The organism is Hafnia sp. (assembly GCF_036648275.1).
In the GTDB taxonomy this organism is placed as follows: Bacteria; Pseudomonadota; Gammaproteobacteria; order Enterobacterales; family Enterobacteriaceae; genus Hafnia; species Hafnia alvei.
The window spans coordinates 109,584-129,160 of sequence record NZ_JAVXIQ010000010.1 but is presented as its reverse complement, the minus strand read 5'-3'; the positions used below and the strand labels follow the sequence as shown (position 1 = coordinate 129,160).

Sequence of the window (19,577 nt, the reverse complement as noted above, 5' to 3'; positions counted from 1 at the left end):
TTTTGATTGGAGTCGTTGGACTCTTAGTAACATACAACAAACAACTAGCAAATAAGGAAAAGATAGAATGGCTAAGGGGCAATCTTTACAAGACCCGTTCCTGAACGCACTGCGTCGTGAACGTGTCCCAGTTTCAATCTATTTGGTGAATGGTATTAAGCTGCAAGGCCAGATTGAGTCTTTTGATCAGTTTGTCATTCTGTTGAAAAACACTGTTAGCCAGATGGTTTATAAGCACGCAATTTCTACCGTTGTTCCGTCTCGTCCGGTTTCTCATCATAGCAATAATCCGGGAACTGGCGGCAGCAGCAACTACCACGGTAGTAATCAGGCGTCTTCACCGTCGTCTCAGGACAGCGATGACGCTGAATAAGCCGCATCGTTCGTTATCTCAGTCGGAGGGTGTTAATGATCGTTTGTCATTGATGCTCTCCGTTCTCATCGGTCCCATCCGCTTGAGAGGTTTTACGTTTGTTTGACCGTTACGAAGCCGGCGAGCAGGCCGTATTGGTTCACGTCTATTTCTCCCAAGAAAGAGATATTGAAGATCTCAGAGAGTTTGAGTCCTTAGTCTCCTCCGCGGGCGTAGAAGCATTACGCGTTGTTACCGGCAGCCGCAAGGCCCCGCATCCAAAGTATTTTGTTGGCGAAGGCAAAGCCGAAGAAATCGCTCAGGCGGTTCAAGAAACCGGTGCCTCCGTCGTTCTTTTTGATCACGCATTATCCGCAGCCCAAGAACGCAATCTGGAAAAATTATGCCAGTGCCGCGTGATTGATCGCACGGGTCTGATCCTCGACATTTTTGCTCAGCGTGCACGTACCCATGAAGGTAAGTTGCAGGTTGAACTCGCTCAGCTACGCCATTTAGCTACGCGCTTAGTGCGTGGCTGGACTCACCTTGAACGCCAAAAAGGTGGGATCGGCTTACGTGGTCCGGGCGAAACCCAGCTTGAAACAGACCGTCGTTTGCTGCGCGACCGCATCAGCCTGATTTTGTCTCGCCTTGAACGCGTTGAAAAACAGCGCGACCAAGGTCGCCGTGCGCGTAGCCGTGCGGATGTTCCAACGGTGTCACTGGTGGGTTACACCAACGCCGGAAAATCAACGCTGTTTAACCACATAACCAAAGCAGATGTGTATGCTGCTGACCAACTGTTTGCTACGCTTGATCCGACGCTACGTCGTATTGACGTCGTTGATGTTGGCACCACCGTTCTCGCCGATACGGTTGGGTTTATTCGCCATCTTCCCCACGATTTGGTGGCTGCGTTTAAGGCAACGCTGCAAGAAACCCGTCAGGCATCACTTTTATTGCACATAATTGATGCATCTGATGCTCGTGTTGATGAGAATATTGATGCAGTGAATACTGTATTAGCAGAAATTGAAGCAGATGAAATTCCTGTACTGCTTGTGATGAACAAAATTGATATGCTGGATGAGTTCGAACCGCGTATCGATCGGAACGATGAGAATTTACCTATTCGGGTTTGGGTTTCTGCGCAAACCGGGGTGGGAATTGATTTATTGTTCCAAGCGTTAACAGAGCGCTTGAGCGGAGAAATTGCAAGCTACGAGTTGCGATTGCCGCCTGAAGCAGGACGTTTACGTAGCCGTTTTTACCAGCTTCAGGCAATAGAGAAAGAGTGGATTGAGGAAGATGGCAGTATTGGATTACATATCCGGCTCCCAATTGTGGAGTGGCATCGACTTTGTAAACGTGAACAAGAATTACTAAAGTATATTATTTAGTAACACTTGGTTAATATCACCTACTCAAATGAGTCTGAAGAACACCAATCATTGAAGAATGGAGCGAAACATGGCGTGGAATCAGCCCGGTAATAACGGACAGGACCGCGACCCGTGGGGAGGCGGCAGTAATAATGGCGGCAACTCCGGCGGAAACAACAATAATAAAGGTGGCCGCGATCAGGGGCCTCCGGATCTGGATGATATCTTCCGTAAACTGAGCAAAAAGCTGGGTGGACTGGGCGGTAAAGGCACGGGTTCTAGCAATTCAGGCAATCCACGCGCACCTATGGGTGGCAAAGTGGTTGGCCTTGCTATTGCCGCTGTGGTTGTCATCTGGGCAGCAAGTGGTTTCTATACCATTAAAGAAGCCGAACGTGGCGTCGTGACACGTTTTGGTAAATTCAGTCATCTGGTACAGCCAGGTTTGAACTGGAAACCGACTTTTGTTGATGAAGTGACTCCGGTTAACGTGGAATCTGTGCGTGAACTGGCAGCGTCCGGCGTGATGCTGACTTCGGATGAGAACGTGGTACGCGTTGAGATGAACGTGCAGTACCGTGTAACCAATCCAGAAGAGTACTTGTTCAACGTAACCAATGCGGATGACAGTCTGCGTCAGGCAACTGACAGCGCGCTGCGTGCGGTTATTGGCAAATACTCAATGGATAAAATCCTCACCGAAGGCCGTACCATTATTCGTACGGATACCCAGAAAGTGCTGGAAGAAACCATTAAGCCTTACAAAATGGGGATCACCCTGCTGGACGTAAACTTCCAGACAGCGCGTCCGCCAGAAGAAGTTAAAGCTGCATTTGATGATGCGATTGCCGCGCGTGAAAACGAACAGCAATACATTCGTGAAGCTGAAGCTTATGCCAACGAAGTTCAGCCTCGTGCGAACGGTCAGGCACAACGTATTCTTGAAGATGCGCGTGCTTACAAAGATCGTACCGTTCTGGAAGCGCAGGGTGAAGTCGGCCGTTTCGCTCGCCTGTTGCCTGAATACAAAGCGTCTCCGCAAATTACGCGTGAACGTATGTATCTGGAAACCATGGAACGCGTATTGGGTAGCACCCGTAAAGTATTGGTTGATGATAAGAGCAATAACCTGATGGTTCTGCCTTTGGATCAGCTGATGCGCGGTGGCAAAACTGACGCAGCGGCGAAATCTGGCAGTCAGGATACTAGCCTGATTCGTTTAGACCCAACGCCTGCGGCAACCAAGTCATCCAGTAATGCAGATTCAAGTAGCAGCAGCGTGATGGACCAGCGCCGAGCGAATGCTCAGCGTAACGATACCAATCGTCAGGGAGAGAATAACTAATGCGTAAGTCTCTATTACTCGTTCTCATTGTTATCCTGGTGGTATTGTACGCATCACTGTTTGTGGTGACTGAAGGCCAGCGCGGCATCGTACTGCGTTTTGGCAAGGTTCTGCGTGATGATGAGAACAAGCCTTTGGTGTACGCACCAGGCCTGCACCTCAAAATACCGTTTATTGAATCTGTCAAAATGCTGGATGCACGTATCCAGACTATGGATAACCAAGCTGACCGTTTCGTTACCAAAGAGAAAAAAGACCTGATTGTTGACTCTTATATCAAGTGGCGCATCAGCGATTTCAGTCGTTACTATCTGGCAACCGGCGGTGGCGATGTTTCTCAGGCGGAAGTGCTGTTGAAACGTAAATTCAGTGACCGTCTGCGTTCTGAAATCGGTCGTCTGGACATCAAAGATATCGTAACGGATTCCCGCGGTAAGCTGATGGAAGACGTACGTGATGCACTGAACACCGGTACGGTAGACGATGCCGCCGCAAGCGATGCAGATGATGCCATTGCGAGCGCAGCAGCGCGTGTTGAGCGTGAGACTAGCGGTAAACAACCAGCGGTAAACCCGAACAGTATGGCTGCTCTGGGTATCGAAGTGGTTGACGTTCGTATCAAGCAAATTAACCTGCCAGCCGAAGTTTCTGACGCGATCTACAAGCGTATGCGTGCAGAACGTGAAGCCGTAGCACGTCGTCACCGTTCACAAGGTCAGGAAGAAGCCGAGAAGCTGCGTGCGACCGCTGACTATGAAGTAACGCGTACACTGGCTGAAGCTGAGCGTCAGGGACGTATTACTCGCGGTGAAGGTGATGCGGTAACTGCCAAGCTGTTTGCTGATGCATTTAGCCAAGACCCAGACTTCTTTGCCTTCATTCGTAGCCTGAAAGCTTACGAAAATAGCTTCAAAGATGGCCAAGATGTGATGGTTCTGCGTCCAGACAGTGATTTCTTCAAATACATGAAATCACCAAACGGTAATGCAGCTGCTAAATAATCTTTGCTAGAGAAAACGTTCTGAATAAAGCGCGTTTTTGACACTCGATTAGAAAGGCCCGTTTAGTCGCGGGCCTTTTTTTTGTTTGTTTTTTGATTTTGTCGACAGCCTGAGGGAAATATGAACTCTACAATTTGGATGGCATTAGGGTTGGTTTTGATCGTCGAAGGACTCGGACCAATGCTTTTTCCACGAGTTTGGCGGCGCATGATTGCAACGATGGCTCAATTACCTGACGGAGTTTTACGTCGTTATGGCGGCGGTCTAGTGGTTGCAGGGTTAGTTATCTACTACATGTTGCGTAGCCGTATGGGGGGCTAAACATCTTCGGATTTTTTGCGCAATCGTGTGCTGAAAAGTGCTGAAAGCTCCGAAATGTGATGGTAGAATCCATTTTTAACAACGTGGTGATAGTGAAATGGGTAAGAATGTCGTCGTACTAGGCACCCAATGGGGTGACGAAGGTAAGGGCAAGGTCGTAGACCTATTAACCGAAAGGGCCAAGTATGTTGTGCGCTACCAGGGCGGTCACAATGCAGGTCATACACTAGTCATTAACGGTGAAAAAACCGTTCTTCATTTGATTCCGTCAGGAATTCTGCGCGAAAACGTAACCAGCATTATTGCAAACGGTGTGGTATTAGCACCTGACGCTCTGATGCGTGAAATGACCGAACTGGAAGCCCGTGGCATCCCTGTTCGCGAACGTCTGTTACTCTCCGAAGCTTGTCCTCTGATCCTGCCATATCACGTGGCATTGGATAACGCGCGCGAAAAAGCACGCGGAGCGAAGGCTATCGGTACAACAGGTCGTGGTATCGGTCCTGCGTATGAAGATAAAGTCGCTCGTCGCGGTCTGCGCGTTGGCGATCTGTTCAATAAAGAAACCTTTGCAGTTAAGCTGAAAGAAATTATGGAATACCATAATTTCCAACTGGTTAATTACTACAAAGTTGAAGCAGTTGACTACCAAACCGTGCTGGATGAAGTTATGGCCGTTGCCGACATCATCACTGCAATGGTGGTTGACGTTGCCGATCTGCTGAACAAAGCTCACAAGAAAGGCGAGTTTGTGATGTTTGAAGGCGCACAGGGTACGTTGCTGGATATTGACCACGGCACCTATCCGTATGTGACTTCTTCTAACACCACCGCAGGTGGCGTTGCAACCGGTTCTGGCGTGGGTCCACGCTGTGTAGACTACGTACTGGGTATTGTGAAAGCTTACTCTACTCGCGTAGGCGCAGGTCCATTCCCAACTGAGCTGTTTGATGAAGTGGGTGAGTTCCTGTGTACTAAAGGCAACGAATTCGGTGCAACTACCGGTCGTCGTCGTCGTACCGGCTGGTTGGACGCTGTTGCTGTTCGCCGTGCCGTAGAGCTGAACTCTCTGTCTGGCTTCTGCATGACCAAACTGGACGTGCTGGATGGCTTAGACGAAGTGAAGATCTGTGTAGGTTATCGTATGCCGGATGGTCGTGAAATTGACACCACTCCGCTGGCCGCAGAAGGCTGGGAAGGCATTGAGCCAATCTACGAAGTTATGCCAGGTTGGAAAGAAACCACCTTCGGCGTTAAAGATCACAGCAAATTGCCACAGGCTGCACTTAACTACATCAAGCGTGTAGAAGAAGTGACAGGTGTTCCAGTTGATATCATTTCTACTGGCCCTGACCGTGAAGAGACTATGATCCTGCGCGACCCGTTCGACGCGTAATAGTTTGCATTGTGTTGTCTCTTGATGAACCGGGCTTTGCCCGGTTTATTACTTTAGGGCGTTACCTCCACGCTTGAAATCCGCGAGCCGAAACACCAAATATCCCCGATAAACGTACTCTTCTTGCTAAATAGCTAGTGGCTTTTGCCGTGGCTGGTTTATTATCCAAATAGATAGATCTATTTTTGGGATGAATTCCCAGTATTGATATCTCGTTTTATATTCTATTTTTATACTCAGTTATCGCGAGATAACGCCAAGCTAGACTTAGAGGTAGCCGTGCAGTTAACAAGTTTTACTGATTTTGGGTTACGGGCGCTGATTTACATGGCATCCCTGCCTGCCGATCAGATGACCAATATCACGCAGGTAACTGATGTCTATGGCGTCTCTCGTAACCACATGGTTAAAATTATTAATCAGTTGAGCCGTGCTGGCTTTGTGACTGCCGTTCGAGGTAAGAACGGTGGCATTCGCTTGGGACGGCCAGCGAAAGATATTCGTATTGGTGATGTGGTAAGAGAGCTTGAGCCCTTAACGCTAGTTAACTGCTCTCACGAGTTTTGCCATATCACGACAGCCTGCCGCTTGAAGCAAGTTCTGCAAAAAGCCACGCAGGCTTTTCTGGCCGAGTTGGATCAATGCACTCTGGCCGATTTAATTGAAGAAAACTCACCGCTTTATAAGTTGCTGCTGGTTGAATAATCAATTCAGCGGCAATTGCTGATGACTACGGAGGAACCGCAATGTCACAAGATCCTTTCCAGGAACGCGAAGCAGAGAAGTACGCCTCACCGATCCCAAGCCGCGAGTTTATCCTGACGCATCTGTCGCAGCACACCACGCCCGTTAGCCGTGAGGAGATCGCGCGTGAACTAAATCTGACCAGCGAAGAAGATTTAGAAGCTCTGCGACGCCGTCTGAGAGCGATGGAACGCGACGGACAGCTCATCTTCACCCGACGCCAGTGCTATGCGCTGCCAGAGCGTCTCGATTTGAAGAAGGGAACCGTAATTGGCCATCGTGATGGCTACGGTTTCATTCGCATTGAAGGGAGTAAAGACCGCGACGATCTTTACCTATCTTCAGAACAGATGAAGCTGTGTATTCACGGCGACGTCGTGCTGGCGCAAGTCGTTGGCACCGATCGTAAAGGGCGTCGTGAAGCGCGCATCGTACGTGTTCTTGAACCGAAACAGAGCCAAATCGTGGGCCGCTACTTTACCGACGCAGGCGTTGGTTTTGTGGTGCCAGACGACAGCCGTTTAAGCTTTGATATTTTGATCCCACCAGAATCTATTGCCGGTGCCCGTATGGGATACGTGGTTGTGGTTGAGCTCACTCAACGTCCAACGCGTCGCACCAAGGCCGTGGGGAAAATTGTCGAAGTATTAGGTGATAACATGGGCACCAGCATGGCGGTGGATATCGCTCTGCGTACGCATGAAATCCCGCATACTTGGCCTGAGCAGGTTGAAAAGCAGGTTGCTGATTTAAGCGAGCAAGTTCCTGAAGCGGCTAAGAAAGGCCGAGTTGATCTGCGTGATTTGCCGCTGGTTACCATTGATGGCGAAGACGCGCGTGACTTTGATGATGCCGTCTATTGTGAGAAAAAACGCGGTGGTGGCTGGCGCTTGTGGGTGGCGATTGCCGACGTAAGTTACTACGTTCGCCCAAATACCGCGCTGGATCATGAAGCGCGTAGCCGTGGTAACTCGGTGTACTTCCCATCACAGGTCGTTCCTATGCTGCCGGAAGTGCTCTCTAACGGGCTTTGTTCGCTGAACCCACAGGTCGATCGCCTGTGTATGGTGTGCGAAATGACCGTTTCTGCAACGGGTCGCCTGACATCCTTCAAATTCTACGAAGCGGTGATGAGCTCCCACGCACGTTTAACATACACCAAAGTAGCCCATATTTTGGCCGGTGACGAAGAGCTGCGTGAGCACTATCGTCCGTTGGTTAAGCCTTTGGAAGAGCTGCATAGCCTCTACAAAGTACTGGATCACGCGCGTGAAGTGCGTGGCGGTATTGCATTTGAAACGGAAGAAGCCAAATTTATCTTCAACGCTGAGCGCCGTATCGAACGCATTGAGCCAACGGTACGTAACGATGCGCACAAGTTGATCGAAGAATGTATGATTCTGGCCAACATCGCGGCAGCACGTTTTGTTGAGAAGAATGAAGAGCCTGCGCTGTACCGAATTCATGATCGTCCAAGCGATGACCACCTGACATCCCTGCGCAGCGTGCTGGGTGAATTAGGTTTAACGCTGGGCGGCGGTATGAAGCCTGAACCGAAAGATTACGCCGATCTTATGGATGAAATCGCGGATCGTCCTGACCATGAAATGCTGCAAACGATGCTGCTGCGCTCCATGAAACAGGCGGTCTACGATCCAGAAAATCGCGGTCACTTCGGTTTGGCGTTATCAGCCTATGCACACTTTACGTCTCCGATTCGCCGTTACCCTGACCTGAGCCTGCATCGTGCGATCAAGTACCTGCTGGCGAAAGAGCACGGCGGCGACCATGCGGGTTGGACGAAAACCGGCGGTTGGCACTATAACGAAGAGCAGATGTTGCAGCTGGGTGAGCATTGCTCCATGACCGAGCGCCGCGCAGATGAAGCCACGCGCAACGTTGCAGACTGGCTGAAATGCGACTTTATGCAGGATCACGTGGGTGAAACCTTTACCGGGATTATCTCTAGCGTGACCGGCTTTGGTTTCTTCGTGCGCTTAGACGATCTGTTTATTGACGGCTTAGTGCATGTTTCTGCGTTGGACAACGATTATTACCGCTTCGATAACGTGGGTCAGCGTCTGATTGGTGAGTCTTCCGGCCAAACTTATCGCTTAGGCGACAAAGTTGAAATCCGCGTAGACGCGGTACATATGGACGAGCGTAAGATTGATTTTGTTCTTCTTTCTAGCACTCGTACCCCGCGTGGCGCAGGCAAAACCGAGAAAGAACGCACGAAGCGTACCCTCAGAGAAGATAAAGCACCTTCTCGTGGACAGCGTCGCGGTGGTAAGATGCCGGCCAATTTCGAACCGGATAGTGCATTCCGTAAAGATAAAAATGGCAAGCCAGTGCGAGCAGGCAAAGCCGGTGCAGGTAAAAAAGAGAAATCAGTGAAAATTGATAAATCTGGCAAACCTGCAAAACCAGCTAAAAATGCCAAAGATCACGATCAGACAACCGTTAAGCCAAAAGCTAAGAAAGTTTCGGCGAAGACCAAGAAAATCGCTGCCGCCACTAAGGCCAAACGTGCCGGTAAAAAAGCCGCCGAGTGATAGTCAAATGTTGATCGTTTAGATGCCCGAGATACCCGGGGCTAGTACACCGCGGGGCGCTCCGGCGGCTTGCGCCGCTACGACCCCATCGGTGTCCTTCCCCTAATATCAGGCTTAGGGGAATGGCATTACCAACCGATAGTCTGATTTAAATAACAGGCAGCGCGAGCATAAGCTGCCTTTGATTTCATTCCCGCCTGGGCCTGTGCGAAAGCGAAGACTCAGGCGGCTGACGTTATAGCGTTATAAAAATATGAGCGAAATGATTTACGGTATTCACGCGGTTCAGGCATTGCTTGAGCGCGATCCACAGCGTTTTCTTGAAGTCTTCGTGATGAAAGGTCGTGAAGACCGTCGTCTGATGCCGCTGATTGCTGAACTTGAGCAGATGGGCATTGTGATTCAAGTTGCAAACCGTCAGTGGTTGGATGAGAAGGTTGAAGGCGCAGTGCATCAGGGGATTATTGCCCGCGTGCGCGAAGGACGTCAGTATCAGGAAAATGATTTGCCCGCGCTGCTGGAAAATCTGGAACAGCCTCCTTTCCTATTGATTCTCGACGGCGTAACCGATCCGCACAACCTTGGTGCTTGCTTACGTAGCGCCGATGCGGCTGGTGTTCATGCCGTGATCGTTCCGCGCGATCGTTCTGCTCAGTTGAATGCCACAGCGAAAAAAGTGGCCTGTGGCGCAGCTGAAACGGTGCCGTTGATCCGCGTAACAAACCTTGCGCGTACCATGCGTTTCCTGCAAGAGCAAAATGTATGGATCGTCGGTACTGCGGGTGAGGCTGACCACAATCTTTATCAAAGCAAAATGACTGGCCCAATGGCGCTGGTGATGGGCGCAGAGGGCGACGGTATGCGCCGTTTGACCCGCGAACATTGCGATGAGCTGATCAGCATTCCGATGGCGGGCAGCGTTTCCTCTCTGAACGTTTCCGTCGCGACCGGTATTTGCCTGTTTGAGGCCGTGCGCCAACGTTCATAAGTTTGCGTGATATCGCCTAACTGAACATGCATGCGTTACAAAGGGTGGCTTAGGCCGCCCTTTCTCTTTTGTGAACTGCCCTCCAGCAAAATCAGCCTAAACGATCATACTTAGTGACTTAACCCGGTTAACGGGGCCGCAAGGGACACTGGATATGACGTGGCAAACACATACGGTTTTTAATCAACCGCACCCTCTGAGTAACAGTAATCTCTATCTTTCTGACATTCCGCTCCAAGAGGCCGTTGAACGAGAGCTAGCAGGCTGGGATTCTGCGCTGCTAAGTGCGGTCGGCTTACAGCTAGGTTCGGCAGAGTCGCTTGAACTTGGCCGGATGGCAAACGCCAATCCTCCTGAGCTGCTGCGCTACGATGCGGCTGGGCGGCGTATTGATGATGTACGGTTTCATCCTGCTTGGCACATGTTGATGCAGGGCTTAACTGAAAATCGAGTGCATAATTTGCCTTGGCAAACAGATGCACCGACAGGGGCATTCGCGGCACGAGCCGCTCGTTTTCTGCTACATAGCCAAGTTGAGGCCGGTACGCTTTGCCCAACCACCATGACCTTTGGCGCGATTCCGCTACTGCAAAAAACGTTGCCAACCACAATGAGTGGATGGCTAACGGGGTTGCTGTCTGACCGTTATGATCCGCACGCGCTGCCCATAGAACAGAAAAAGGGGCTGCTCATCGGCATGGGAATGACGGAAAAACAGGGCGGCTCGGATGTGCTTACTAATACGACGCAGGCAACACCGTTAGAAGGCCGTGGGAATGGTCAGCCTTATCGGCTGGTGGGTCACAAATGGTTTTTCTCGGTTCCGCAAAGCGATGCGCACCTGATTTTGGCGCAGGCCAGCGGTGGGCTCTCTTGCTTTTTTGTTCCTCGTATCCTGCCTGATAGCACACGCAACGCGATTCGTATCGAAAGGCTGAAAGAGAAACTGGGTAATCGTTCAAATGCGAGCGCAGAAGTTGAGTTTCAGGATGCGACGGGATGGCTGCTAGGCGATGAGGGCGAGGGGGTGCGCCTGATATTACAGATGGGAAGCTCAACGCGCTTTGATTGCGCACTGGGCAGCCATGGGTTGATGAGAAGGGCGTTTACCGTGGCGTTTTATCATGCGTTGCAGCGGCAAGCATTTGGCAAACCGCTCGCAGAGCAGCCGCTGATGCGGCAGGTGCTAGCCAAAATGGCGCTGCGACTTGAAGGACAAACATCGCTGCTGTTTCGTCTTTGTCGAAGTTGGGAAATGCCGCATGTGCAGGGTGAGAAATTGTTTGGTCGCTTAATGACGCCAGCCGTTAAGTATTCAATCTGTAAGCAGGGCGTTCCTTTTGTCGCAGAGGCCATGGAAGCGTTAGGAGGAATTGGCTATTGCGAAGAGAGCGAGCTGCCGCGTTTATACCGTGAGGCTCCAGTAAACAGTATCTGGGAAGGCTCTGGCAATATCATGTGCTTAGACGTATTGCGTGTATGGCGTAAAAATCCGCATATGGAAGAGATGCTTAATCTAGAGCTAGCTGACGTGAAAGGGCAAAGTGCATTATTTGATAAGGCGTGGCGGACTTTAGCGAAACGTTTACAGAAACCCAATGAGGCTGAAGCGAGGATCATTGGCAACGAGCTGTTTAATGTGAATGCGGCGGCTCAGCTTTTACGTTTTGCTCCGGCTGATATTGCTCAAGCGTGGTGCCAACACTACTTCGCCTATGATGGGGTTAGCATCATCAATAACAAAACCCAAGAGATCCTTTTACAGCGGGCGATGGGGTTCGCAAGCTAGCTCAGCTATACAACGCCGCGGTAACGTGCCATGTGTGCTGCGGCGTGTTTTCATCCATGGTCAGAATTCGATAGTAGCTTGCGCCTTGTTCATCGGCCTTGAGCGCAATAATTCGTTCTACGTCGTGGGGTTCTCCCACAATATCGTGCACTGAAATAATACCGACCTGATGAAGCCCGGTAGTGAGATCGGCATTAACATTTTCCGCTGATTGAGCGGATGCGCTAATTAAGCCAATTGAAAGCAACAGCGTGGTGAGCACGGGGGATCTGTTCATCGGTGAACTCCTTACGCATATTTCATCGTCCAGATAAAATTGTTCAGTTGTATTAACGTATTCATAACAGCGTGATAATAAAAAAAAGTCCACGAGCTTTGCCTGATAATGAGACAGAGCGCGTAGACTTTTACTGAGGCGTATAGGATTTGTTAAATAAAGCCCACAAACTTACTTATATAAAATGGCCTGAGCATACCACTGGCCTGGTACGCCAGTTTCATCGACCATAATGACGTAGTAGTAAGTTGCACCTGCTTCATCAGCTTGTTTTTGAATAACTTCCTGAGCATTCATTGGGCTGCCATAAACCTGTGCGCTGATGGTTCTCATACGATCCAATCCGCTTGTTTGGTCACGGCGAACTTCTTGAGCATGTGCTCCCGGTGCAGGTGGTGGCACTGGCTTGCTGTTCATGACGCCGCAGGCGGTCAAAAACAGCGTTACTACGAGTACAAAAGAAAGCTTTATATTTTTCATGGGATGGCCTGTTAAGGGTAGGCAAGTTATTCAATTGTATCCTGCACGGTGCGGAATTGACCAGCAGGTGGAACGTAATTCCTGACAGCGCCATAAGATAGAACCAGAAGTGATTGTTTCTCGTTGAGCGACGGCTCATTATTTGTCACTGATGTGTGGCCTGCGGAGTGATGAGAAAATGGTTGAGATGTTTGATGACGTGATCGAAGGGATTCCGGTGTTACATGCGGCTCCGGCTGGAAAACAGGGACAGCCGTTACCCACCATCTTTTTCTATCATGGATTTACCTCATCGAAAGAGGTTTATTCCTACTTTGGCTATGCGTTTGCTAAAGCGGGTTTTCGTACCATCTTGCCTGAGGCTAATTTGCACGGCGCTCGTTTTAACGGTGACAGCGCGTTCCGTTTAGCCCATTTCTGGGATATTTTAAAATCCAATATCGATGAACTGCCGGCCATTTATCAGCATTATCAACGAGAAGGTCTTATTTTAGACAATCGCGTTGGCGTATGCGGTGCATCATTGGGTGGAATGACCACGCTGGGAGCGAAGGTGCGCTATCCGTGGATCCAAGCCGCCGCGTCGTTTATGGGATCGGGCTATTATCTTTCGCTTGCACCCACGTTTTTCCCGCCTTTTGAGGCTCAAACCCCCGAGTCACGTCAGCAACTGACCACAGATTTGGCGTTCTTGGCAGATTATCAAGTCGTTGATCGGTTGGAGAAACTGGCCGATAAGCCTTTGCTGATTTGGCATGGGTTGGCTGATGACCTCGTTCCTGCCGAAGAGAGTCGGCGTTTGATTCGTGATTTGGGCGAGCAGAATTTGCTGGCGCAGGTTCGCTTCGAAACTGAGCCGGCGGTTGGTCATAAAATCACGGTGTCGGCATTAGATGTGGGTGTTCAGTTCTTTTCTCGCCATCTTTAAGCGAAAAAAAGCCCCGTATGATGGGTGTCATACAGGGCAACGTAGCGATATATCTCGTTGTTATTGTTTGGTCTTTGGCAGGATTGTCTCAACCTTTTATTGAACTATTTTAGGTTGTTGCGTTGCTCTCTGGTGTTGCATCGGCTTTAGCGGAACAGGGCTGCACTCACGTGCATTTGTCCGTTGCTTTCAGGTTCATGCATCACAATCACCTGATAGTATTTTGCACCTTGTGCCGTGGCTTCTTGTTGCAGCTGAGGCAAGGCTTCCTGCACGTTCTGGACATCATGGTTTACGCTAATCACTGCATATTCATTGGCGATCAGGTTATTGGCCTGACGACCGGTGATTTCAGTGGCAGCGAGTGCGTTGGTGGCGGCAAACAGGGTTAATGTCGTCACGAGGGCGATGATAGATTTCATCGGATTCTCCTCAATGTTGTTGATTTAGGTTGAATAACTTCTAGATTGGCGATTTATTGGGTAAACAGCATTATCCGTTGCCGATATGAATAGTTTAGTCCTCATTCATTCAATTGATAGCTACATTTTTTGCTGTTTAGGCTCAAAAAAACTGAATATCTTTGACAATAAATGCTTACGCCTTGCTGGCGGCCTTCGAGAGGCAAATACCGGCACTATTCTTCTCCTGTTCTTCCCCCCGATAATAATTTCGCCAATTACCTTGAGTTTCCTACCCTGCGCAAGTATGATTACGCGTCATTTTTCAGCCGCACACAAACACGTTCCTTGCCTCCATGGGCCGCGGCTGACCCTATCAGGAGGCTGAATAATCCGTAAGGAGCAATTCGATGCGTCATTACGAAATCGTTTTTATGGTCCATCCTGACCAGAGCGAACAGGTTCCGGGTATGATCGAACGCTACACTGGTGCAATCACTGCAGCAGAAGGTACGATCCACCGTCTGGAAGACTGGGGCCGCCGTCAGCTGGCTTACCCGATCAACAAACTGCACAAAGCTCACTACGTTCTGCTGAACGTTGAAGCGCCGCAGGAAGTTATCGATGAGCTGGAAACAAGCTTCCGCTTCAACGATGCCGTTATCCGTAGCATGGTAATGCGTACTAAGCACGCTGTTACCGAAGCATCTCCGATGGTTAAAGCGAAAGACGAGCGTCGTGAACGTCGCGATGATTTCGCAAACGAAACCGCAGATGATGCTGAAGCTGGGGATTCTGAAGAGTAATTTCTGATGACCAACCGTCTGGTGTTATCCGGCACAGTGTGCAGGACGCCGCTTCGCAAGGTCAGCCCATCAGGAATTCCTCATTGCCAGTTCGTGCTTGAGCATCGTTCTGTGCAGGAGGAAGCCGGTTTCCACCGGCAGGCGTGGTGCCAAATGCCCGTTATTATTAGCGGACACGAAAACCAGGCCATTACTCACAGTATAACGGTCGGTAGCGCAGTAACTGTTCAGGGGTTCATTTCTTGCCACAAGGCAAAGAACGGCCTGAGCAAAATGGTTCTGCATGCCGAGCAGATTGAATTGATAGATTCTGGAGACTAGCCATATGGCACGTTATTTCCGTCGTCGCAAGTTCTGCCGTTTCACCGCGGAAGGCGTTGTTGAGATTGATTACAAAGACATCGCAACGTTGAAAAACTACATTACCGAAAGCGGTAAAATTGTCCCGAGCCGTATCACCGGTACTCGTGCAAAATACCAGCGTCAGCTGGCTCGCTGCATCAAGCGCGCTCGCTACCTGTCCCTGCTGCCGTATACCGATCGTCATCAGTAATCGGCCGCTGTCTATTAACGACTTTAAGAGGATAAGGTAATGCAAGTTATTCTGCTTGATAAAGTAGCAAACCTGGGTAGCCTGGGTGATCAGGTTAACGTTAAAGCAGGTTACGCACGTAACTTCTTGGTTCCACAGGGCAAAGCTGTTCCTGCAACTAAGAAAAACATCGAGTTCTTCGAAGCACGCCGTGCTGAACTGGAAGCCAAACTGGCTGACGTTCTGGCAGCTGCTGAAGCTCGTGCTGCTAAGATCAACGAACTGGGTGCTGTAACTCTCGCTTCTAAAGCGGGCGACGAAGGCAAACTGTTTGGTTCAATCGGTACTCGCGACATCGCTGATGCAGTTACTGCAGCCGGTGTTCAGGTAGCGAAAAGCGAAGTTCGCCTGCCGAATGGCGTTCTGCGTACTGTTGGTGATCACGAAGTTCACTTCCAAGTACACAGCGACGTATTCGCACAGCTGAATGTCGTTGTAGTTGCAGAGTAATAGCTGAAAAGCTGTTAACGATGTAACTCGTCAAAGCGCCGGCCTTGTGCCGGCGTTTTGCATTTTATTCTCGCCAGAATCTCGGGTTGTCGTGAAAAACGGCGTAAACTAGCATAAGTTCTGTTGAGGAGACTCTTATGCCTGCCACCATCCACATCGCCCGCGTTTACGACGTCCATGCCCCATTTCCTGCTAATACTTTCCTCACCGACCGCTTATGGCCGCGTGGTATATCCAAAGTTCGCCTAGAAGGCGTGCAGTGGCTTAAGGCCGTTGCACCCAGCAATGAGCTACGTCATGCTTTTCATGAGCAACGCGTGTCTTGGCAAGAGTTTGGCGAGCGATATCGAGCCGAATTGAAGGGTAATCAAGCCTGTGAAGAATTAGTTGAGCTGTTAAAGCGCGAAGAATCACTGACGCTGCTCTATAGCAGCCGAGACGAGCAGCACAATCAGGCGATTGTACTGCGTGAATATCTGTTACAGCAGGTTAGCGCTTAGCGAACTCGGCGAAAGCTGCCGTCAGATTCGCGGCGGAACTCGATTTGTTCGTTAGTAATAGTTTCAATTTTGAGTGCAATAACCTGGCCTTGCGCGTTGTGCTGGATTTCAACTTCTTGCCCAGCTTTCAGGTTACTGAGGGGTTTATCGTTACCCTCAACCTGCGCCATGGCAAAGACATCGTTCACATCCAGTTGGTTATCGCGAAATAACTGCGCTAGGGTTTGACCCGCTTGAATATGGTATTCCTGCCAGCCATTTGCGGCGGTTTGATTCGTCGGTGCTACGCGCGGCGGCGGTGGGGCATCGTTGTTTTGCATCCCAGCCTGCAAAGGTGCTTCGTTTTCCTGCGGTTGTTCAGGAGAATAGCGAGCATCTTGTGGATCAGAGTAAGGCCAGAGGAGAGACAGCAAAAGTACCACTGTGGCGACAATCACCCAGCGGCGGTGGAAAGCAGGTAGCGGCTCCATCCAATCGAAACGATCGGGCATATGCCACACATTGTACAGGTGCTGTTTAACCACTTTCAGCTTATCCAGCAGCTTGGCAGACGTACTAGCAGACATAGGATGCTCCGTTTCCTGATCCTGCGGTTCCGGTGAGATCCGCTGACGTAGGTTGAGCCATGTACGCAAAACGGGCTGATATACCCGCCTGCTTCTTCTCCTGGGCGTGATTCTGCCCATGATGACCTCTCTTGATGGTGCCTTAGTCGTAAGCGTAGAGAAAATCGACGCTAGATGACAGGTTAATACTCTGAAAAATGGTATCTATCACCTAGGAGCAATAACCTGTCTTTATCTTACCAAGTAAATGAAGTGTTATTGTTTCTTTTTCCTAGATAAAAGTCATCCTTCTGGACGCAAGATTTTACCCTAGGCTCCTGCACTGCTATGCTTCGTCTTCTACATTTTAAAGATTAAAGGAAACACCATGTCGACCCCTTCTTTTGACAGTATAGAAGCGCAAGCAAGTTATGGTATTGGTCTGCAAGTTGGCCAGCAGCTGAATGAGTCTGGTCTGGAAGGTTTACAGCCTGAAGCGCTGTTGGCAGGCCTGCGCGACGCGATGGAAGGGAATGCTCCGGCGGTTCCTGTAGAAGCCGTTCATCGTGCGCTGCGTGAAATCCACGAACGTGCAGATGCCGTGCGTCGCGAACAGCAAAAAGGCTTGGCTGAAGCGGGTCAGAAATTCTTGGAAGAAAACGCTAAGAATGATGATGTTACCGTAACTGAATCTGGCCTGCAGTTCAAAGTGCTGGAAAAAGGTGAAGGGACTATTCCAGCTCGTCAGGATCAGGTTCGTGTCCACTATACCGGTCGTCTGGTTGATGGCACCGTATTTGATAGCTCCGTTGAACGTGGCCAGCCAGCTGAATTCCCAGTGAATGGCGTGATCCCTGGTTGGATCGAAGCATTGACCATGATGCCAGTCGGTTCAAAATGGCAGCTGTATATTCCTCATAACTTAGCTTATGGCGAACGTGGTGCGGGTGCTTCTATCCCTCCGTACAGCGCATTGGTCTTTGACGTTGAACTGCTAGAAATCCTGTAATTCAGGTTAGCGTTCACGCTAATCAATGCGAAAGCCGGCGTATGCCGGCTTTTTTACGTTCTAGAGCAGTAGGTTTCTTATTCGCCGCGCAGCGCACGTGGGAAGAGTAAGTTATTTTCTAAACTGATGTGCTCCATCAAGTCATTGATGAATTCGTTGATCCCAGCATACAAAGCTTGCCAAGTATTACAGGCACCTTCAGGTGGAACGACATTGTTGGTCAAGAACTTGATGACTTGAAGCTGTTCACCGGCGTCGTCATGTTCGCTCTCCATTACTGAAATCGGACCGCCAGCCTGTGCGCCCATCCCTTGTTCAATCAGCGGGAAGAGAATACGTTCTTCTTTCATCATGTGCTGGCTGAGGTCTTGATAGATTAAGTTCAGCTGTTTACCCAAACCTTTTGGGCAGGTTGGTTTGTCGGCATGTACGCGTTCTACTTTTTCCGCCATGAGGATCAGCTCAGGCAGTTGTTCACGATGACGATCGTGATAGCGTTTGACAATAAACGGCGTGATCTCAGCCAGCGGCGTTGTACGCCAGTCGTGTGCGGTGGCACTGTTCGGCTCGCTTTTAAGGGCTTCTAATTGCGCTTCTAGCTCATCAACATTCAGATTTTTTTTGGTGGCTACGCGCAATAAAGTTTGTTTGCCCCCACAGCAGAAGTCCATATCATGCTGACGGAAAAGACGCGTTGCACGTGGGATAGTGATTGCCAGCTCACCTAATGATAGATCGCGTAATGCCATAGTTATGTTCCTCAGGATGCCTATATTTTATAAGGTGCATTTTAAATGCAATTTATAATTTAAGCCATAACTCTTTGGGGGTTGTTTATTCATTTGCGATAATCAAAGAAATAAAAAGTGAGGAAAGGCGATGTTTTCCCATTGGTTAATTCGGTGGAATTTACAGGCTGATGGTGCGCCAATACAGACTCATAGCAGTCAGCTACTGCCAGTATTGTGCGATGGCAGGTCATTAATGCTGAAGCTTGCTCTGGTTGAAGAGGAGCGCCGCGGTGCCGATTTAATGCAATGGTGGAATGGCAATGGTGCTGCGAAAGTTGTTGCTCATCATAACGAAGCCTTGCTGATGGAGCGTGCGTGCGGAGGCAAAAATCTGCTGCATATGGCTAAACATAGCCAAGACGATGAAGCGAGCCAGGTTATTTGCCGTGTCGTCACTCAGTTGCATATTCACCGTGAAGAAACGACACCCCCGCTGGAGACACTGCATCAGCGTTTTAACGCATTACGGCAGGCTGCATTGTTGTCTCATGATCCACTAATGTCATTGTGTTGTTCGGTTGCCGAAACGTTGTTGTCTAGCCCACAAGACGAAGTGGTATTGCACGGCGATATACACCATGGAAATATTTTAGATTTTGGTGAGCGTGGATGGTTGGCAATTGACCCCAAAGGCTTATTCGGTGAGCGTGGTTATGATTATGCCAACTTATTTTGTAATCCTGAGCTTTCAACATGTACACAGCGCGAGCGTTTTTTGCGCCAACTCGCCGTGGTTACGCAGGCAGCAAACTTAGATAGGCAAAGATTGCTGATGTGGATTATGGCCTATGCGGGGTTATCGGCGGCTTGGTTTCTAGAAGATAATGAGTTGGATTATGTTGCTAGCCGAATGAGCATCGCGAGATTTGCTGCTGATGAATTGGGGATCTGACCGGTCTATACCGAGAATCCCCCACTGTGAATC

At 49.7% G+C, this 19,577-nt stretch carries 23 protein-coding genes; 18 read left to right on the top strand and 5 right to left on the bottom strand.

Going from position 1 to position 19,577, the window contains the following annotated elements; all coding sequences use genetic code 11:
• Positions 1 to 67: 67 nt before the first annotated feature.
• The 10 genes from hfq to RSC70_RS11545 all read left to right on the top strand — a co-directional run bounded on the left by hfq (position 68) and on the right by RSC70_RS11545 (position 11,873).
• Complete coding sequence (gene hfq, locus RSC70_RS11590) at positions 68 to 373, top strand: RNA chaperone Hfq (protein WP_025798759.1); 306 nt, start codon at positions 68 to 70, stop codon at positions 371 to 373.
• Positions 374 to 471: 98 nt separating this feature from the next.
• Complete coding sequence (gene hflX, locus RSC70_RS11585) at positions 472 to 1,752, top strand: ribosome rescue GTPase HflX (protein WP_025798761.1); 1,281 nt, start codon at positions 472 to 474, stop codon at positions 1,750 to 1,752.
• Positions 1,753 to 1,822: 70 nt separating this feature from the next.
• Positions 1,823 to 3,079 carry an FtsH protease activity modulator HflK gene (gene hflK, locus RSC70_RS11580; protein ID WP_040046321.1) on the top strand — a complete coding sequence of 419 codons (1,257 nt, stop codon included), beginning with the start codon at positions 1,823 to 1,825 and terminating at the stop codon, positions 3,077 to 3,079.
• The gene (gene hflC / locus RSC70_RS11575; protein WP_040046320.1) at positions 3,079 to 4,080 is read left to right on the top strand and encodes a protease modulator HflC; all 1,002 of its coding nucleotides are present in this window, start codon (positions 3,079 to 3,081) and stop codon (positions 4,078 to 4,080) included. Before hflK ends, hflC begins: the two co-directional genes overlap by 1 nt.
• A 120-nt stretch (positions 4,081 to 4,200) precedes the next feature.
• The gene (locus RSC70_RS11570) at positions 4,201 to 4,401 is read left to right on the top strand and encodes a DUF2065 domain-containing protein (RefSeq protein WP_025798767.1); all 201 of its coding nucleotides are present in this window, start codon (positions 4,201 to 4,203) and stop codon (positions 4,399 to 4,401) included.
• Positions 4,402 to 4,498: 97 nt separating this feature from the next.
• Positions 4,499 to 5,797 (top strand): adenylosuccinate synthase, encoded by a 1,299-nt coding sequence (locus RSC70_RS11565; protein ID WP_040046318.1) that lies wholly within the window; start codon positions 4,499 to 4,501, stop codon positions 5,795 to 5,797.
• A 279-nt stretch (positions 5,798 to 6,076) separates the two neighbouring features.
• Positions 6,077 to 6,502 (top strand): nitric oxide-sensing transcriptional repressor NsrR, encoded by a 426-nt coding sequence (gene nsrR / locus RSC70_RS11560; RefSeq protein WP_332542482.1) that lies wholly within the window; start codon positions 6,077 to 6,079, stop codon positions 6,500 to 6,502.
• Between the two features lie 41 nt (positions 6,503 to 6,543).
• The gene (gene rnr, locus RSC70_RS11555) at positions 6,544 to 9,096 is read left to right on the top strand and encodes a ribonuclease R (RefSeq protein ID WP_043490675.1); all 2,553 of its coding nucleotides are present in this window, start codon (positions 6,544 to 6,546) and stop codon (positions 9,094 to 9,096) included.
• A 253-nt stretch (positions 9,097 to 9,349) separates the two neighbouring features.
• Positions 9,350 to 10,084: a 23S rRNA (guanosine(2251)-2'-O)-methyltransferase RlmB gene (gene rlmB / locus RSC70_RS11550; RefSeq protein WP_040046316.1), complete on the top strand. Its 735-nt coding sequence runs from the start codon at positions 9,350 to 9,352 to the stop codon at positions 10,082 to 10,084.
• A gap of 154 nt (positions 10,085 to 10,238) precedes the next feature.
• Entirely contained in the window at positions 10,239 to 11,873 is a 1,635-nt protein-coding gene (locus RSC70_RS11545; RefSeq protein ID WP_332542481.1) for an isovaleryl-CoA dehydrogenase, read from the top strand.
• A gap of 1 nt (position 11,874) precedes the next feature.
• Here RSC70_RS11545 and RSC70_RS11540 read toward each other — a convergent pair whose 3' ends face one another.
• Together RSC70_RS11540 and bsmA are read right to left on the bottom strand one after the other, a co-directional pair.
• Positions 11,875 to 12,150: a DUF1471 domain-containing protein gene (locus RSC70_RS11540; protein WP_040046314.1), complete on the bottom strand. Its 276-nt coding sequence runs from the start codon at positions 12,148 to 12,150 to the stop codon at positions 11,875 to 11,877.
• A gap of 171 nt (positions 12,151 to 12,321) precedes the next feature.
• Positions 12,322 to 12,630, bottom strand: a complete 309-nt coding sequence (gene bsmA / locus RSC70_RS11535; protein ID WP_052439942.1) for a biofilm peroxide resistance protein BsmA — start codon at positions 12,628 to 12,630, stop codon at positions 12,322 to 12,324.
• Between the two features lie 178 nt (positions 12,631 to 12,808).
• Between bsmA and yjfP the strand changes: the two genes are divergently transcribed.
• Positions 12,809 to 13,558, top strand: a complete 750-nt coding sequence (gene yjfP / locus RSC70_RS11530) for an esterase (protein WP_332542479.1) — start codon at positions 12,809 to 12,811, stop codon at positions 13,556 to 13,558.
• Between the two features lie 146 nt (positions 13,559 to 13,704).
• Here yjfP and RSC70_RS11525 read toward each other — a convergent pair whose 3' ends face one another.
• Positions 13,705 to 13,980, bottom strand: coding sequence for a DUF1471 domain-containing protein (locus RSC70_RS11525; RefSeq protein WP_025798783.1), 276 nt, complete (start codon positions 13,978 to 13,980; stop codon positions 13,705 to 13,707).
• A gap of 389 nt (positions 13,981 to 14,369) precedes the next feature.
• Between RSC70_RS11525 and rpsF the strand changes: the two genes are divergently transcribed.
• From rpsF to RSC70_RS11500, 5 genes are all read left to right on the top strand, one after another.
• Positions 14,370 to 14,765: a 30S ribosomal protein S6 gene (gene rpsF, locus RSC70_RS11520; protein ID WP_135323391.1), complete on the top strand. Its 396-nt coding sequence runs from the start codon at positions 14,370 to 14,372 to the stop codon at positions 14,763 to 14,765.
• Positions 14,766 to 14,771: 6 nt separating this feature from the next.
• Complete coding sequence (priB, locus tag RSC70_RS11515; RefSeq protein ID WP_096758558.1) at positions 14,772 to 15,086, top strand: primosomal replication protein N; 315 nt, start codon at positions 14,772 to 14,774, stop codon at positions 15,084 to 15,086.
• Between the two features lie 4 nt (positions 15,087 to 15,090).
• Positions 15,091 to 15,318 carry a 30S ribosomal protein S18 gene (gene rpsR, locus RSC70_RS11510; protein WP_002210155.1) on the top strand — a complete coding sequence of 76 codons (228 nt, stop codon included), beginning with the start codon at positions 15,091 to 15,093 and terminating at the stop codon, positions 15,316 to 15,318.
• 39 nt (positions 15,319 to 15,357) lie between these two features.
• On the top strand, positions 15,358 to 15,807 hold the full coding sequence (gene rplI / locus RSC70_RS11505; RefSeq protein ID WP_332542474.1) for a 50S ribosomal protein L9: 450 nt from the start codon (positions 15,358 to 15,360) through the stop codon (positions 15,805 to 15,807).
• 137 nt (positions 15,808 to 15,944) lie between these two features.
• A complete protein-coding gene (locus tag RSC70_RS11500; RefSeq protein WP_304188509.1) occupies positions 15,945 to 16,307 on the top strand; it encodes a DUF488 domain-containing protein in 363 nt (120 codons plus the stop codon).
• On the opposite strand, the gene RSC70_RS11495 is transcribed toward RSC70_RS11500, so the two are convergent.
• On the bottom strand, positions 16,304 to 16,993 hold the full coding sequence (locus RSC70_RS11495) for an OapA family protein (RefSeq protein WP_040046311.1): 690 nt from the start codon (positions 16,991 to 16,993) through the stop codon (positions 16,304 to 16,306). The genes RSC70_RS11500 and RSC70_RS11495 overlap by 4 nt on opposite strands.
• A gap of 247 nt (positions 16,994 to 17,240) precedes the next feature.
• Here RSC70_RS11495 and RSC70_RS11490 point away from each other — a divergent pair, with 247 nt between their 5' ends.
• The gene (locus RSC70_RS11490; protein ID WP_025798793.1) at positions 17,241 to 17,861 is read left to right on the top strand and encodes a peptidylprolyl isomerase; all 621 of its coding nucleotides are present in this window, start codon (positions 17,241 to 17,243) and stop codon (positions 17,859 to 17,861) included.
• Positions 17,862 to 17,938: 77 nt separating this feature from the next.
• Here the strand turns inward: RSC70_RS11490 and ytfE are convergent, their stop codons facing one another.
• A complete protein-coding gene (ytfE, locus tag RSC70_RS11485) occupies positions 17,939 to 18,610 on the bottom strand; it encodes an iron-sulfur cluster repair protein YtfE (protein ID WP_332542472.1) in 672 nt (223 codons plus the stop codon).
• Positions 18,611 to 18,740: 130 nt separating this feature from the next.
• Between ytfE and RSC70_RS11480 the strand changes: the two genes are divergently transcribed.
• On the top strand, positions 18,741 to 19,544 hold the full coding sequence (locus tag RSC70_RS11480; protein ID WP_332542471.1) for an aminoglycoside phosphotransferase family protein: 804 nt from the start codon (positions 18,741 to 18,743) through the stop codon (positions 19,542 to 19,544).
• Positions 19,545 to 19,577: the final 33 nt, after the last annotated feature.